Raw genomic sequence first — 15046 nt, 5'->3', positions numbered from 1 at the left:
AACTTATGGAAAACAAAGCGCACGCCCTGATTGCCGGATTGTTCACGGTCGCCTTGCTGATCGCGGCGCTGTTCGGCGTCATGTGGTTCAACAGCGACCGGGTGGAACGGATTCCTTACGAGATCGCCACCAAGTTGTCGGTGCCGGGACTCAATCCGCAAGCCGATGTCCGCTATCGCGGCCTGGATGCCGGCAAGGTTGAGGGGATCACCTTCGATCCCAAGTCGCCGGGCCAGATCCTGATCAAGATCAAGATCAATCCAGACACGCCGATGACGCAATCCACCTATGCCACCTTGGGCTATCAGGGAGTGACCGGGATTGCCTACATCCAGCTGGACGACGACGGCAGCAAGCCGCTCAAGCTCGAAAGCAGCAAGCAACACCTGGCGCGCATAGAATTGCGCCCAAGCCTGTTCGACAATCTGCAGACCAAAGGTGCGGTGATCTTGTCGCGCGCCAACGAGATGGTCGACAAACTGAACGGCTTGCTGGACTCCGAAAATCAGAAAACCATGCTGAAAGCATTCAGTGATGTCAGCCAGACCGCCGTTGAATACCGCGGCATTCCGCAGCAGTTGCAGCCGACCTTGCGCCAGTTGCCGGTCCTGACCGGTCAACTGAACCAGGCGCTGGCGTCGGTCACGGCACTCTCTAACAATATGACCGTGCTCAGCAAAAACCTGAATACCCTGACCGCCAGCCTGCAAGGGCCGGACGGCGCTGTCGCCAATCTGGGCAGTGCGGTGCAAAACATCGGCTCGGTCGCCAACGGCGTCGAATACGATACGCTGCCGCGTTTCAATACCCTGACCACGGAAGCGCGCTCATCGATGCGCGCGCTGAACCAGACACTGGACCATCTCAACCAGCAGCCGCAAAGCATTCTGTTTGGCAGTAAGGCCCTGCCTCCCGGACCCGGGGAAGCGGGTTTTGTTGCTCCAGAAAAATAAAATCTTTAAAGGCCCGCCATGACCATGACCGTTATCCTGAAAACCCTGTCGACTTTAGTTGCGATTGCCCTGGTCGCCGGCTGCGCCAGCAAGGTCGACGCACCGACCCAATACGATCTGGGCCTGCTGCCGGCCACTGCTGCCCCCACAGCAGCATCTGCCTTGCCCGCGATCAGCCTGGCCGATGTCAATGCGCCTGCCTGGCTGGACAACAACATGATGTACTTCCGCCTGGCCTACGCCAACCAGCAGCAACCGCGCCCCTACGCCAACAGCCGCTGGACCATGCCGCCGGCGCAACTGTTTCAGCAGCGCCTGAAAACGCGCGTGGCCCAGGCTGGCGGTACGGTGCTGGCGATGTCGGATGCGGCGCTCAATGTTCCGTTGCTGCGGATCGACCTGGATGACTTCACGCAAACCTTCGACACGCCGTCGCACAGCCTGGCGACGCTGCAAATACGCGCCTCGCTGTTCAATGGCCGGGTACTGCTGGCGCAAAAAAGTTTTAACCGCCAGGTGGCGACTCCCAGCGCCGACGCCGCCGGCGCCGCCAGCGCTTTTGTCGCTGCCAACGATGGCGTGATTGACGATCTGATGAGCTGGCTGGCAACAGTAGCGCCGAAAAAACAATGACCCGACAAGTAATCCCCACAAACACCTCTACCGCATCATCGTTTGCTCGCGTCAGCCTGCTGATTTACTTGCTGCTGATCGTCTACGCCAGCTGGTATCCGTTTGCCGGCTGGCGCGATATCGGCTTGACCGCCTTCGCCTATCTGACCGCGCCATTGCCGCATTACTGGACTGTGTTCGATGTCTGGACCAATGTGGCCGGCTATCTGCCGCTAGGCATGCTGATGGTGCTGTCGTTGCCACGCTGGCGCCGCTGGTCGCCGTATTGGGCGGTACTGCTGGCAACCTTGGCGGGGATCCTGATCTCCGGCACCATGGAAGCGGTGCAGACGTTCTTGCCGACGCGCGTCGCCTCCAACCTGGATCTGATGACCAATAGCGCCGGCGCCTTGCTCGGCGCGGTGCTAGGCGCCATCCTGCGGCCACGCTTCGGCCCTGACAGCCGCCTGTTGCAGCTGCGCGAGCACTGGTTCAACCGTGAAGCCAGCCAGGGCATGGTGGTGGTAGCGCTATGGCCGCTGGCGCAAATTTACCCGCTCAGCCATCTGTTCGGCTTTGGCCAGTTCACCTCCATGCTATCCACCTGGCTGTCCGACCTGCTGGAAGAACCCGTCGATCTGCAAGCCTGGTTTACCAATGACGTGCGATTCACCGCCGCCCAATACTGGCTGACCGAAACCATCATCACCGCTTGCGGCCTGACCGGCGCCGCCCTGACCTTCCTGATCCTGCTGCGCCAGCATGCGCCGAAGCTGCCGTTGACGTTGCTGCTGGTGTTTGTCGCGCTGATGACCAAGGCGCTGGCGACAGCACTGTTGTTTGCGCCAGACAATGCCTTCGTCTGGCTGACCCCGGGCTCGTTCGGCGGCTTGCTGATCGGCGCTCTCATGCTGAGCGGTCTGGCCTACGCGCCGCAGCTGGCGCAACGCCGCCTGGCCGCGCTGACCCTGATCATGGCTTTATTGCTGGTCAATATCATGCCCGACAACCCGTATTACACCGAAACCTTACAAACCTGGACACAGGGAAAATTCCTGAATTTCAACGGCGTCGCCCAGTTCCTGGCTTTGTTATGGCCATTCTGTACGCTGTGGTTCCTGTTTCATCCGATGCATAAGCGGCGGCGCCAGCAGCCGCCGCGCGACTCGCGTTAGCCCGCCCGTCGCAACCAAAAAACGCCGACGGTGTATGATTCCTGCTTATAGCCAGCACATAAGCAACCCGTAACCAACCCTATTCCAGAATATTGCAATGAGCGATAAACCGTTTTACGAACACCACGTATTTTTTTGCCTGAACCAGCGCCCCCCGGGCGACCGGGTTTGTTGCGCCAACAGCGGTGCCCAGGCGGCGCAGGAACACGCCAAGCGTCGTATCAAGCAACTGGGCCTGGCCGGCGAAGGCAAGGTGCGGATCAATAAAGCCGGCTGCCTCGAGCGCTGCGAACAAGGGCCGGCAATGGTGATTTATCCGGAAGGCGTCTGGTACACCTACGTTGACAATGAAGATATCGACGAAATCATCGACGTCCATATAATCGGCGGGAAGATTGTCGAGCGTCTGAAAATCTGATCAATTCCGGCCAAACCGCAGCCAGAACGCAATATAAACGCAACATAAGCACCCCCAGTCTTCATCACCTCGAATCGATTCAATGAACGCCCAAACGCTCCCCTTCTTCATCGCCGGCGCTGTCGGCCAACTCGAATGCGCACTCGACCTGCCTGATTCCGACACCTTTGCCCTACCGCGCGGACTGGCGCTGGTCGCCCATCCTCATCCCCTGTTCGGCGGCACCATGGATAACAAGGTGGTGCACACGCTGGCGCGCGGTTTCCTGGCGCTGGGCTATGTCACTGTGCGGATGAATTTCCGTGGTGTCGGCAAATCCGACGGCGTACACGACGAAGGCCGCGGCGAGGCCGACGACATGGCTTTGCTGCTTGCCCACATGCGCCAGCAATATCCCGATCTGCCGCTAGCCCTCGGCGGCTTTTCATTCGGCACTTTCGTACAGGCGCAACTACAGCAGCGCTTGATCGGAGCCACTGCTGGAGCGGAAACTGGAGCGGGAGCGGGCACGGCCGCCGAACGGCTGGTGCTGGTAGGCACAGCCGCCGGCAAGTGGCCGATGCCGACCGTGCCGGCCAACAGCATCCTGATTCATGGCGAGCTGGACGACACGATTCCGCTTACCGCCGTGTTCGAATGGGCACGCCCGCAAGACATCCCGGTAATCGTGATTCCCGGCGCCGATCATTTTTTTCATCGCCGACTGCAACATATCAAGAGTCTCATGGTCGAAATGTGGCATCGCTGAAAGCGCTGCAAGCGTGCTAGCAGCATTCATAAGCCGGTTGGAGCAGTGGTGGCGCTATAATTCTGTCGGCATGGTTGTATGCGGTGGTTTGCTTGCCGCTCTGCTTACGCATTTTTCAACCCGTTATGCACATAAAGTTGCTCAATGACCACAGTTGTTGTTCTCATGATGCAGGTTTATTGCTACTGATTTCATTACTAGATACTCCATGAAAAAAATACTCGCGGCGCTCGCTGCAACCGTCCTTTCCATATCCGTAGCCTTTGCCCAGACATTGCCGTCGCCGACAGTGGCCGCCAAATCCTGGCTGCTGCTCGACGCCACCAGCAACCAGGTGATCGCGTCGCAAGATCCTGACATGCGCATCGAACCGGCGTCGCTGGCCAAGGTCATGACCGCATATGTGGTTTTCGATGCGCTCAAGGACAAAAAAGTTACCCTCGACCAGATGGTCACCGTGTCCGTGCGTGCCTGGAAGGTCGATCCAAGCAGCTCGAAAATGTTTATCGATCCAGCAACGCCGGTATCGATCAACGACTTGCTGTACGGTTTGATGGTGGTATCGGGTAACGACGCCGCGATAGCGTTGGCAGAAGCAGTCGCAGGTACCGAAGATTCTTTCGTTGCGCTGATGAACCACGAAGCCGAGCGCATGGGCATGAAAAATACCCATTTCGGCAATCCGCACGGTTTGCCAAGCGCCGACACGTATTCCACAGCGCGCGATATGGCGACGCTGGCGTCCCGCGTGATCATCGATTTCCCTGAGTTCTACAAAATCGACTCGACCAAGAAATACACCTACAACAAGATCACCCAGCCTAACCGCAACCGCCTGTTGTGGTCGGACCCGACCGTGGACGGCATGAAGACCGGCCACACCAGCAGCGCCGGCTACTCCATCATCGCCAGCGCCAAGCGTCCGAATGTCGGCGGCGACCGCCGCTTGCTGGCCGTTGTGATCGGCACCAATTCCGATGGCACCCGCACTCAGGAAGCGCAAAAGCTGCTGAACTGGGGCTACCAGAATTTCGACGCCGTCAAGCTGTACGGCAAGGGCCAGACTGTAGATACACCGCGAGTCTGGAAAGGCGCCAAGAACCAGATCAAGATCGGCTTCACGCATGATGTCTACGTGACCGTGCCTAAGGGCATCGCCGACAAGATCAAGCCAGTGCTGGAACGCACGGACCCGTTGATCGCTCCGATCCAGCAAAACGCCAAGGTCGGCACAGTCAAGGTGAACGCCGACGGCAAGACCATTGCCGAGTTCCCGGTAGTGGCGCTGGAGGATGTGAACCAGGCCACCATCTTCGGCCGTGCGTGGGATTCGCTGCGTTTGCTGTTTAAATAAACTTTAAATCAGGTTTAAATAAGGCTTATATAAGCGCGACGAACCTGACCGGTCCCATCAAAAAATGATAGCTGCGGCTGTCATTTTTTTTACCAAGAATCATTTAAGATATCAGTCTCGGCGCCGAACGCGGAAACGATGCCGATGCGTGGCTTGCACTCAGTCAGGCAATGAGCGTTTGCAACCGGCGCTGCGCTAGCGGCCGCCGTCATGGCGCCGCCGACCAGCAAGGCGCGAGCAGTCCGGCGTAACATTTTCAATACAAGGATTTGAGCAAACAACGGGATTCCTTTCGTTTGGAGGGTCCAGTGGGTGTAAGCAAAATGAATGCATGAGCGCCAACTCACTGTGAGGAAATCAATTCAATATCGGGAAGATTCTCTGCAACCTCCTGGACCGACGAATACGCTAACAATGTATTGACGACCAGAGGCAAAGGCTCTTCCCAGATTTCCGGCAAGTCCCTTTCCTGTTCAGCCAGAACAGGAAACGCCAATCTCTCCAATGGCGGGGTAAATCGCGCATCGACTCCGGCCTTGTTGCCTCTTGCATCAATCCGGTACCAGCCATGGTTTTTCAAATAGACCGCATTCAATCCATGCAGGCAAAACGGCGGCCCTTCCATGCCCACCGACAAACGCTGATAGCAAAGCCCTGCCGGAATGCCATTACTGCGCAATAGCGCCGCCAGCAGATGGCTTTTGGCGTAACAAAAACCGGTCCCATGGATTAGTACGTCAGAGGCGCGGCAGGTCACAGGATTGAGCTTGAAATCCCAACTGTGCTTGATCTTGTCGCGCACGAACTCAAAGCAGTTTTGCACCACTGCGTCCTCGGACGTGCAGCCTGCAGCCAGGATCCGGGCCTGGCTGGCGACTGCCGGATGGTCACCGTCAATGTAGCTGCTGAACGCCAGATATCGATTCAATTCAGGAGTATGCGAAAACAAGAGAATCCTTTCATTTAGCTGGTTCGGCAATTGCTACACAATGCTCACAGGCGCGGCAAAAATAATCCGGATAATGTAACGCAGAACAGCCGCTAAATGGGAAACTGCGGGAGTGCGCCGAGACTTCTTCATCAACTGGAATTCAACAAACATGAACGACAATTATTATTGCTGACATGACGCCAAAAATCACTTCCCTTCAACCCGAAGCAATCCCCGCCTTGCAATTCCTGCAGGATCAGCAATTGCCCCCGCAGGTCCGTGCACGGTTGGATCACGACTTGCAAGATTCAGCGCGCGGGCATGGACGCCAAGCCATCCTCGCCTGGCGCGGCGATGTGGTGGCCGGCTGCGCCGGCTGGGTTACGCTAGGTATAGCGGCAGATGGCTGTGCCTATGGTTCGCCGGTCGTCGCCGCCGATGTTGAAGTTGCGGAAAGCCTGATTATGGCTGTAAGCGAAAAAGTACGATCCTCGGGGGCGCGACGCTTGCGCATTAGCGCCCATGCATCTGAATTTGCCAAACACGAAGCTCTCAAGGCGGCAGGTTTTACTCCGCTGTTTGAATTTGCCAGCTTCGCTTTACGACTACCGCTCGCCAATCCGTCGGAACTGCCAGCGGGTTTGCATGCTGTCCACTTTGATCAAATCGACTGGAGTCAAATGCGGGCCTGTTATGCCGAAACCTTCGCCGACGTCCCGAATTCGCCGGTTCCTGAAATAAATGTGATTCGTGAGGAATGGAGCGAAGGCGACCGGCAGGCGGGCCGGATATTAGCCGATGAAACTGGCGAGTATCAGGCGTTCTCGTTGATTTGCGGGAATAGCGTCGAAGCGGTAGGCGTGCGTTCCGGTTGGCGAGGCCGGAACCTGGCGGCCACGCTCTACCATATTGCAGCTGCGGCTTTGACTGCACGGGGTTGCAGCGAGATGCGTGCATTGGTGGCCAGTACCAATATGGCCTCGATGCGATTGCATCAGAAATTGGGGTTTAGCGAAATTGCGACACGCCGGACGGTATATGAAATCGGGCTTTAGTCAATTGTGATCTGGCAGCATATGCCAAAACGTGAAGGTCGCAATTTGGCCGTTTCGAGCCGGTTGGAACAGGTTTTCAAAAGCATCTCTGGTGACTCTAGCCAGAGCGGCGCACTCAAGCTACCGCCTGCTCAGCCGCCTCGAAATTAATCTGCGCCTGCTCGCGCACCTGCGCCCGCCGCAGCTCCCACAATTCACGCAATTTATCCGAACGCAATTCACGTTCATCCGATTCCGACACGAAACCGACTTCGCCGTTGCCATCCGCCACAGTACGGCTGAAACTCCATTCGCGCGAGAACTCCGGTTTGATCGCGCCGGCGTGTTTGGTCGGCATGGCGCAGATCAACTGCATGCCGAGGTTATCGCGCAGGAACTTCAAGACATCGCGTGCGCGTCCTTCGTCCATCTTGGCGAACGATTCATCGTTGACCAGCAAATGCAGGCTGTTGCCCTTCTCGAAACGCTTGAGACGATTGGTGACAACCGCCGCATGGATGATGTAAGCCGGTGTCTCCAGCTGGCCGCCGGAGCCGGTGCCCCACTCCGACAAGCGCACGTGCGAACCGGTATCGGATTCCTTGTAGATTTCGTAGCGCCGGTAATTGCGATAATCGGCAACCCGTTGCAACTCCTTGACCGCCTTGTCTTCATCGTCAGACAACAGCAATTGCACCAGGCGATCGCGCACCAGGCAGTTATCCGCACTTAACACGGGATCGGCAAACAAACTGCTAGCCTCTTGCGTATCCGACATTTCCGAAGTGGCGCAGAAGAAGTCGTAATAGGCCTTGAATTCCGGCACCCACTCCGACCAGTCGATGCGGAATTTATCGGTGCCGAACTTGAGCTTGTCGAGTTCGATGTTGAGCGTTTTCAAGGTGCGCACACCGGTATCGACAGCGTTCCGTATTTCGTAGCAGAACTGCTTGGTGAATACATCGTTAAACGACGATTCCGCAGTGCGCAGCTGCTCCAGGTTCTTGATCAGGCCGATATCCTTTTGCCGCGTCAGCTGGGCTCGGGTACGGTCTTGCAAGGTCACCATCATTGCGTAAAGCGGCGTGAAATCGCCGTCGCGCAAATCTTCGCCCTGCGCGACTTCAAAACGTTCGTCGATACGCGCGTGGGCGTGATATTCGCCCAGCGCATTGCGTGCATCGCCGTATAGTTGCCAACTGAGCGCGGTTTGTTTGGCGACATTGTCAGACGCCTTGAATGACGAATAACTTCCTTCGCTAACCCAGGTAGCGACTTCGTCAGTGAGCGCAGTGAAGGACAAGCTGCCGTTGACGATACACAGGTCACGCAGTTTTCCGGTATCGCCATCGACCCGGTTTTGTTTGGCGGCCATACCCAGATTCAGCTTGGTAATGCTGGCCTGATGACCTTGTATGGATTTTTCGTGACCGCCGATATTTTTGCTGCAAGCGGTCTTACGCGCTTCCAGGCCGGCGATCTCGAGGCCCAATGCTTCCGCTTCATCTTCCAGTTTGCTGACCTCGGTCAAATCGAGCCGGCTCAAATCCTGGCGTGCTCCATCAAGCTCGCGCACCAGATTTTCCAGTTCGTCGATTGCGGCAAAGGATGGGCATTGCAATTGCCCCATCATGGCCAGCGCGCCCTGCAGGTCACGTAACTGGGCGCGTATCTGTGTCAACTCTCGCTCTGCTTGCACATGTTCTTGCTCGGCGCGCTGCTTGGCGAGCCGTTTGGCTTCCTGGCCGAATACCAGCAGATCGGCATCGGCGGTGAACATGGTGCGCGAGCCGCTGCCTTTGCCGTCCTTGGTCAAACCGCGCGAAGTATGGCGCAGGGCTTCGGTATCGGCCACCTTGACCACCTGCCCGAACTGCTCGTGCAGATAAGCCTGGGCAATCGGATGCTCGGTGCTGAGTTCGTGAACGATGGAGTCGCTGGGGGTTCTTTCGATTTTCAGGTGCTTCAGGCAGAAGCTGCCTTGAATCACATTGGCGCGCAGTTTTTTCTGGCGCACGAAATCGATAGCTTTGCCTTCCCACGCCTGATCCACCACCAGGTTGAAACGCGCGCCACCCAGGTAGCCTTCGATCGCCGCTTGCCAGTCGGCCGACATCGGCTCTACCAGATCGCACAGCACCTGAGCCCGTGCAGCGCCCAGCTCTGAGCGGAATTCTTTCAGCGCGTGGCGGATATGCGCCGGATAGTCGGCGCCGCCTTCGGCCAGGTTGGCTTTGCGTGAGGCGGCATCCTTCTCGCGGCGCAAGGCTTCGTGCTCGGCTGCGCGCAATTGCGCAATCTGGGTGTGCAGGGCCGACACGAAACTGTGTTCGGTACCCGCCAACGCGCCGTGCAGTTTTCCCAGGGCGGCGTCGACGCCTTCAAAGTCATTGACCAACATCAGCGACTTCAGCACGTCTACTTCATCGGCCTTGGCCAGTTCGGCAATGCTACGCAGATGCGCGGCGAGATCCAGTGTCCCGGCAGCCGACAGCGCCAGCACTACCTGGCGGGCGGCATCGGCAATCTCCTTTTGTTCCGATGGAATCTGCATGCCTGCCACGTCGCGCGCCGCAGTTTCCAGTTTCTGCGCGGCCAGCGCATTGTGCTGAAGCACATTGAACACAGCTTTAATCTTGCCGTCGTTCTGCTCGATCTGGTTTTGAATCCGGGTCTTTTGTTCGGCGGCAGGAATACCCATCATCTGCGCATGAATCTGCGTCAGGCTACGGTTCTTGGCAGCGCGATCCTGTTCCAGCTTATCGGCGCTCTCGGTTTCATCGTCGATCAACGCTTGCAGGCCATCGATGGCGGCAGTCGCCGCTTCCAACTGTCGTTGGTCTTCACGCAAAGCCAGCGACGATACCAGCAACTGCGACTGGCTTGCCGATTGGTGCGCGCGCGCAGTATCGCTGACGGCTTTGCCCAGCACTTCCAGGCGCTTGACGTTGTCAGTCAGGCGCTCGCCTTCCTTGCGCAACTCGTTCACCTGCCGCATCAGCTTGCTGATCTGGCCGATACGCTGCGACAGTTGCGTGGTGTCGAGTTCCAGGATCTGGTGCTTTACCAAGTCGTCGACGCTGCCGATTGGTTTGTGCGCTATCGACTGGCTCCAGGCCCTGGCGGCGCTTTCGGCTTCAGCGAAAGAGACCGTTTTCTGACCGCGGAAGCGACCGTACAACTGACAAAGATACTCGCGCTTGCTATCGCGGAAATTGGTGATGCCGCGGTATTTTCCGGCAAGATGATGTTCGATCTTTTCGACCGCAACCACCGCCATGCCGCCGTCGATCTCGGTCGAAGTCAGATCGCCCAGCTGCAGCGCAACGCCGTCGATGATCAGCAACGCCAGCCGTTCCGATACCGCCTGACGACGCTCGCCGGCGCCATCGACCCGGGCCGACGCCGCCACCAAAGCAGTGAACTCGCGTCCTTCTTCGCCTTCGCTCGGTTTGAAAACCGCAGCGATATAGCCGTGCGCACCGTTGGGACGGGCAAACAGGTTATCCTCGGCGCCGACGATGTAGGACCACAAGGTACGCTTGGTCTTGCCGTTGCGCGCACCTTGGGTGGTTTCATCCTGCCCCGGGTTGTAGCTGAAAATATTTTGATAAACGGCAGTCATCACGGTTTGCAAAGCATCCAGCATGGTCGATTTGCCGGAACCGGTGGGGCCGGTCAGCAAAGTCATATTGCCCATCGGGTACTCTTGCGAGCGCAAGGCGCCCCAGTTCACCAGGATCAGTTTATCCAGCTTCATTCGATGTTTCCTTCAATGCTTTCTTCTTCCGTCATCAGTTCCACCACACCTTGCATGCTGGCCTGCTCCGCCTCGACTTCTACTTCAGCTCCCGCCTGCAGCGGTTCCGATTCCAGCGCAGCTTCCAGCATGTCGTCGCTGATGATGCCCAGGATCGTCGGCCGGATCGCCAGCAACGCGTCCTCATCATCCATGGAAAAATTCGCCGCTAAACGAATCAGCCGATGCCGCTTGAGATCGTTGAGCAGACGTTGCCGTTCGATATTAGTCGGCGGCAGGGCGCGTTTCAATTGTGTCTGCAGCGTGGCCGACAGTTCTTCAAAGCGCGTCAGTACCTCACCCGAATCCGTCAGCCGGTTACCGCCCTCCGACAAACCTTGCTGATACTGAAAGCGCAGCGCCAGCGCCGCAGCGACAAAATCCGGCGATAGCCGGGCGCGCAAGCCAGGCACCGGTTCCAGGCCGTCTTCTGGCATGCCGGGCACTTCGGCGCCGGGCGCATACAGGCGGAAAAATTCACCTTTAAGATTGTGTTCCAGGCGAAAACCGCCAAGCTGGAAATAGTCGCTCAGGCAGATTTCAATCCGGCGCGCATCGTCGTACAAGCGCTGCTCGACACCGTCCTCTTCGCGGATCACGATGCCGGCTGCAAATAAACGGCCGACGATTTCGCGAAACCGCTCCAGCGACAGATTGTGCAATGCCAGTTGTTCGTTCAGTGTTTCATTCAGTGTCATGTTTCATCTCGATCTGATAATCGTCGCCGGCATAAAACTCATTCCAGAGTTTGCTCGGCAATTTCTGCACGGTCAGCCGCTCGTCGCGAGCACCGCGCACGGCTTCTACCACTTGCATATTGTTGAGAACATCGGTGGTGGTCGCCGCCGGTAGGGTCGACAGGCGGATCGGCCGGTCGCGCAAGCGCAATTCGGCGCGGATGCGATGCACGATGTCGTCGTTGGACAAGGCGAAGGCGTCCGCTTCGGCGCGATACATGGCGGCCGCCAGCCTGGCGTCGCGCGTCACTTTCGGTTGGGCCGTCACGGTCAGTGCCTTGCGCCGTTGCGAGGCGCTGCGCAGCTTGAATCCGGATGGATCGAGCAAGCGGATTTCAGCCGGCGCGATGGCGGCGCCGAGACGTTCCAGCAAAGCGTCCTGCGCAGCGCCACTGAGTTTGGCGGTCTTGCTGATGGCCACGCTATAGGCTTGCCGGGTCTGGCCGCCGCGCAGCATCAACGCTTGCTGCACGATGCTGGCGGCGCGTTGCATGTAGACGCTCATGGCCTTGATCAGCTCCGGATGTTTGGTGGTGCAAGCCGCTTCCACCATTTCTTCGATGCGATCCAGCATCCAGTCCAGCGTCGACGGCCCCTGCCGCTCCTGGCTGGCCCAGCGCGCGATATCGTTAAGCTGCTCTTCCAGCGCCCGCGACTTATCCTCTTCCAGGCTATGCAAACGGGCGATCACATCGCGGATGGCTTGCCGATGACGCTCTATGCTGTCGGCGGTCAGCTGCTTCTTGAATTCCTTTTCGAAACGGTCAAGAAATTCCATGAAACCGTCCCACGGCGTTTGCGATGCTTCCAGCATCAGACGCCGCACCAGTTCCTGGAAATAGTCGACACCTTCGGACAAGTCGCTGATGACTTTCTCGGCATAGTCGTAGGCATCGATCAAATCGTAGGCATCGACATTGCGTAGCGCTGCATTGAGCGCATTGCGGCAACTGCGGACGTTGCGCTGACGGGTACGGGCGCTGCGCCGGTCTATCGCCCAGAACGCTTCGGCGAACAGCTTGCCGGCGCGCGTAAAGCGGTAGGCGGTAACCAGCCCGGCGCGATCACCGAAGGTCTCCAGCCAGCCGTCCCGGAGCAAGGTGCGCAACAGCGCGCTGCTGCTTTGCTGATCGTCGGCGCCGGCGGGAATGAAATCGTCGTCGGCCAGCTCGGCGCCTGCGGCCGCCCCTGCTACTTCGTCTTGCATCAGCAAAATCTGGCGCGACTGTTGCACCACCGGCAACAGCAGATCGCGCATGCCGTCACGCGTCAGGTTCTGGCCGTAATCGGCACTGGGGCCATGCAGCCGCTCATACAGCGCGCGCACGCAAGCCACCACTACGCCGCGGTGCTTGCCGGCAAGCGGCCTGAAAAAATTAAGTCGGTCTGGTTCAAAAAACAATCGGGTTGCCTGCAGTAGTGATGTTGCACAATGTTGTAAAAACGAAAATATATCGGATATTGGCGTTAAATGGTGCTTTTGACGACTGTGTGTGTAAAAATCAATACCCAACCCGCCATTGTAAAGGGTAGCGCACGCTATCACGAACAGGTCCAGGACAGCGGACAGAAAGCCGGATGCTGCGCGACCTGACGTTGAAAGCTACCGGATGCTCATCAATACTCACTAACGCCCTATCGCTCCACATGATTTCTCGATCCCTGCCAGCTGCTCCCGCCAATGTCATCGATGCCGATGGCCAGCCGCGCATGGGACGCTATGCCGGCAGCACAGGGGCGATCGACTGGTCGACGCTGGCCGCACCTTATGCGCGCAGCACCCTGTGGCGGCGCTTCCATCACAAACGCTGGCAATACGTGGCGCTGTCGACGCCGCAACTGCTGTGCGGCATCGCGATTGTCGATATCGGCTGGACCAATACCGCTTTCGCCTATGTTTTCGACCGCCAGCAAGGCAAGCAGATTGCGGGATTTTCCCAAGATGGCATCCCGGGCCTGAGCGCCAAAGTCAGCGATCACCCGGGTGGCCCTAGCCGTTTCCACTGTTTCGGCAACCGGATTGACTATCAGCCGCCCGCTGGCGGCGGCGATGGCAAATATCAGCTTAGTTTGCAATGCGAGCAATTCGAGCTGGAGGCTGAATTCGACGCCAGCCAGGCCGCCCCCTTGCTGCTGGCGGTCGGGCCGATCGTCAACGGTTCGGTGCACGCCACCCAGAAATCGCCAGGCATGCCGGTCACCGGCGAAGTGCGTGTGGGCGGCCAGCGCTATGCTTTGGAAGGCGGCGTCGCCAGTTTTGATTATTCGAACGGCTTGTTGGCGCGCAATACCGAATGGCGCTGGGCCTCGGCCCACGGCCTGGATATCGGGTTCAATCTGCAAGCCGGTTATTTCGGCAAGCACGAGAACGTACTCTGGCTCGACGGCCAGCTGCATGCACTCGGCCATGTACGTTTCGAGTACGACATCGCGGCGCCGCTGGCGCCCTGGCATATCTATACCGACGACGGCTTGCTCGATCTGCAATTCATGCCGGAAGGCGCGCGCCGTGAAAACAAAAACATGCTAGTCGCCGCCACCCGTTATATCCAGCCGATAGGCAGTTTTAGCGGCTGGGTCAAGCCGGAGCGCAATGCCGCGCCACGCCCGGTAGAGCACTTGGTGGGCGTTACCGAGGAACATTTCTCGCGCTGGTGACGGCGCAACAATAATCGCGATTTCGGAAAAAATGTATCGCTATTATTGCAGAGCGTTCACTGCAACAGTCGTGATCGACTTAGCGTAAGTGCTACTGTAGCTTGCCACGTCGGCGGTTGAATCCTCCAGAACTAGATATTTGATGTTGAGGGTCGTGTATTCAGAAGCCCGGAGAACAAAACGATCGCCTTCAATCTGATAGAAATATCTATAGCTATCTAAAGGAGAGGAACTGTCGCCTGGGTCACGATCATCTGCAAGGCGGCGGCGAGAGGTATTCGAGAGAATAAGACGATCTAACTCCCCTTTATCCGTAAGCTCATAATCCTCCAATATTCCGGTGTAAATATAGGAAGCATCTTTAAACGGGACAACAGCCGACACGACGACAGCGTCTGCATTATCGGTAGCGTCTATACCAACAAATAAGTAATGCCAAGGAGCGGGAGGTCGAATATGCTTATAAAATGGCCTGGAGGGTGCATCTAGCTGAAAGCGCCAACCCCCTGTGCCAATATAACTTGAGACACCTACCCGATTAATTTAGAGTACAACGGTAGGTTCCCAACATGCACAACCGAAAGCAACAAATTAGCACTCCAGCAGACCCTGATATCGCAACCGGCT

Annotated in this window: 12 protein-coding genes and 1 pseudogene; 8 read left to right on the top strand and 5 right to left on the bottom strand. The window is 57.7% G+C overall.

The annotated features are described in order from the left end of the window. The first annotated feature begins 5 nt into the window (after window positions 1–5). The 6 genes from KHU29_RS20185 (at window position 6) to KHU29_RS20160 (ending at window position 5260) form a co-directional block, all read left to right on the top strand. On the top strand, window positions 6–953 hold the full coding sequence (locus tag KHU29_RS20185) for an MlaD family protein (RefSeq protein WP_211455125.1): 948 nt from the start codon (window positions 6–8) through the stop codon (window positions 951–953). Window positions 954–971: 18 nt separating this feature from the next. Continuing rightward, window positions 972–1586: an ABC-type transport auxiliary lipoprotein family protein gene (locus KHU29_RS20180; protein WP_343216081.1), complete on the top strand. Its 615-nt coding sequence runs from the start codon at window positions 972–974 to the stop codon at window positions 1584–1586. Next, on the top strand, window positions 1583–2740 hold the full coding sequence (locus tag KHU29_RS20175) for a VanZ family protein (protein ID WP_211455124.1): 1158 nt from the start codon (window positions 1583–1585) through the stop codon (window positions 2738–2740). Before KHU29_RS20180 ends, KHU29_RS20175 begins: the two co-directional genes overlap by 4 nt. Window positions 2741–2837: 97 nt before the next feature. Continuing rightward, window positions 2838–3158 (top strand): (2Fe-2S) ferredoxin domain-containing protein, encoded by a 321-nt coding sequence (locus KHU29_RS20170; RefSeq protein ID WP_211455123.1) that lies wholly within the window; start codon window positions 2838–2840, stop codon window positions 3156–3158. Window positions 3159–3240: 82 nt separating this feature from the next. After that, window positions 3241–3906, top strand: a complete 666-nt coding sequence (locus KHU29_RS20165; protein ID WP_211455122.1) for an alpha/beta hydrolase — start codon at window positions 3241–3243, stop codon at window positions 3904–3906. A gap of 208 nt (window positions 3907–4114) precedes the next feature. Continuing rightward, window positions 4115–5260 carry a D-alanyl-D-alanine carboxypeptidase family protein gene (locus tag KHU29_RS20160; RefSeq protein ID WP_211455121.1) on the top strand — a complete coding sequence of 382 codons (1146 nt, stop codon included), beginning with the start codon at window positions 4115–4117 and terminating at the stop codon, window positions 5258–5260. 559 nt (window positions 5261–5819) lie between these two features. Here KHU29_RS20160 and KHU29_RS22575 read toward each other — a convergent pair. Beyond that, window positions 5820–6188 (bottom strand): annotated as a pseudogene (locus tag KHU29_RS22575) (transglutaminase-like domain-containing protein); the annotation flags it as partial. Between the two features lie 197 nt (window positions 6189–6385). Between KHU29_RS22575 and KHU29_RS20150 the strand changes: the two are divergent. Then, entirely contained in the window at window positions 6386–7246 is an 861-nt protein-coding gene (locus KHU29_RS20150; RefSeq protein ID WP_211455119.1) for a GNAT family N-acetyltransferase, read from the top strand. Between the two features lie 115 nt (window positions 7247–7361). On the opposite strand, the gene KHU29_RS20145 is transcribed toward KHU29_RS20150, so the two are convergent. Genes KHU29_RS20145 through KHU29_RS20135 form a run of 3 tightly spaced genes read right to left on the bottom strand, consistent with a single transcriptional unit; the run spans window position 7362 to window position 13163 of the window. Continuing rightward, a complete protein-coding gene (locus KHU29_RS20145) occupies window positions 7362–10985 on the bottom strand; it encodes an ATP-binding protein (protein ID WP_211455118.1) in 3624 nt (1207 codons plus the stop codon). Beyond that, window positions 10982–11722, bottom strand: coding sequence for a DUF4194 domain-containing protein (locus tag KHU29_RS20140; protein ID WP_211455117.1), 741 nt, complete (start codon window positions 11720–11722; stop codon window positions 10982–10984). The genes KHU29_RS20145 and KHU29_RS20140 overlap by 4 nt, the downstream gene beginning before the upstream one ends. Further along, entirely contained in the window at window positions 11709–13163 is a 1455-nt protein-coding gene (locus tag KHU29_RS20135; protein WP_211455116.1) for a Wadjet anti-phage system protein JetA family protein, read from the bottom strand. The genes KHU29_RS20140 and KHU29_RS20135 overlap by 14 nt, the downstream gene beginning before the upstream one ends. A gap of 245 nt (window positions 13164–13408) precedes the next feature. Here KHU29_RS20135 and KHU29_RS20130 point away from each other — a divergent pair, with 245 nt between their 5' ends. Then, window positions 13409–14419, top strand: a complete 1011-nt coding sequence (locus KHU29_RS20130) for a DUF2804 domain-containing protein (protein WP_211455115.1) — start codon at window positions 13409–13411, stop codon at window positions 14417–14419. Between the two features lie 42 nt (window positions 14420–14461). Here the strand turns inward: KHU29_RS20130 and KHU29_RS20125 are convergent, their stop codons facing one another. Beyond that, window positions 14462–14803 carry a hypothetical protein gene (locus tag KHU29_RS20125; protein WP_211455114.1) on the bottom strand — a complete coding sequence of 114 codons (342 nt, stop codon included), beginning with the start codon at window positions 14801–14803 and terminating at the stop codon, window positions 14462–14464. Window positions 14804–15046 lie beyond the last annotated feature (243 nt).

Origin of the sequence: Collimonas antrihumi (assembly GCF_018304965.1) — a bacterium.
GTDB lineage: Bacteria > Pseudomonadota > Gammaproteobacteria > Burkholderiales > Burkholderiaceae_D > Collimonas > Collimonas antrihumi.
Note: the sequence above shows the minus strand (reverse complement) of the source record. Positions and strands in the feature narration are given on the sequence as shown.

What these genes read in the sequence shown, in the direction of transcription:
- KHU29_RS20185 (WP_211455125.1), top strand. Translation starts at nt 6, where the DNA reads ATGGAAAACAAAGCGCACGCCCTGATTGCCGGATTGTTCACGGTCGCC.
- KHU29_RS20180 (WP_343216081.1), top strand. Translation starts at nt 972, where the DNA reads ATGACCATGACCGTTATCCTGAAAACCCTGTCGACTTTAGTTGCGATT.
- KHU29_RS20175 (WP_211455124.1), top strand. Translation starts at nt 1,583, where the DNA reads ATGACCCGACAAGTAATCCCCACAAACACCTCTACCGCATCATCGTTT.
- KHU29_RS20170 (WP_211455123.1), top strand. Translation starts at nt 2,838, where the DNA reads ATGAGCGATAAACCGTTTTACGAACACCACGTATTTTTTTGCCTGAAC.
- KHU29_RS20165 (WP_211455122.1), top strand. Translation starts at nt 3,241, where the DNA reads ATGAACGCCCAAACGCTCCCCTTCTTCATCGCCGGCGCTGTCGGCCAA.
- KHU29_RS20160 (WP_211455121.1), top strand. Translation starts at nt 4,115, where the DNA reads ATGAAAAAAATACTCGCGGCGCTCGCTGCAACCGTCCTTTCCATATCC.
- KHU29_RS20150 (WP_211455119.1), top strand. Translation starts at nt 6,386, where the DNA reads ATGACGCCAAAAATCACTTCCCTTCAACCCGAAGCAATCCCCGCCTTG.
- KHU29_RS20145 (WP_211455118.1), bottom strand. Translation starts at nt 10,985, where the DNA reads ATGAAGCTGGATAAACTGATCCTGGTGAACTGGGGCGCCTTGCGCTCG.
- KHU29_RS20140 (WP_211455117.1), bottom strand. Translation starts at nt 11,722, where the DNA reads ATGACACTGAATGAAACACTGAACGAACAACTGGCATTGCACAATCTG.
- KHU29_RS20130 (WP_211455115.1), top strand. Translation starts at nt 13,409, where the DNA reads ATGATTTCTCGATCCCTGCCAGCTGCTCCCGCCAATGTCATCGATGCC.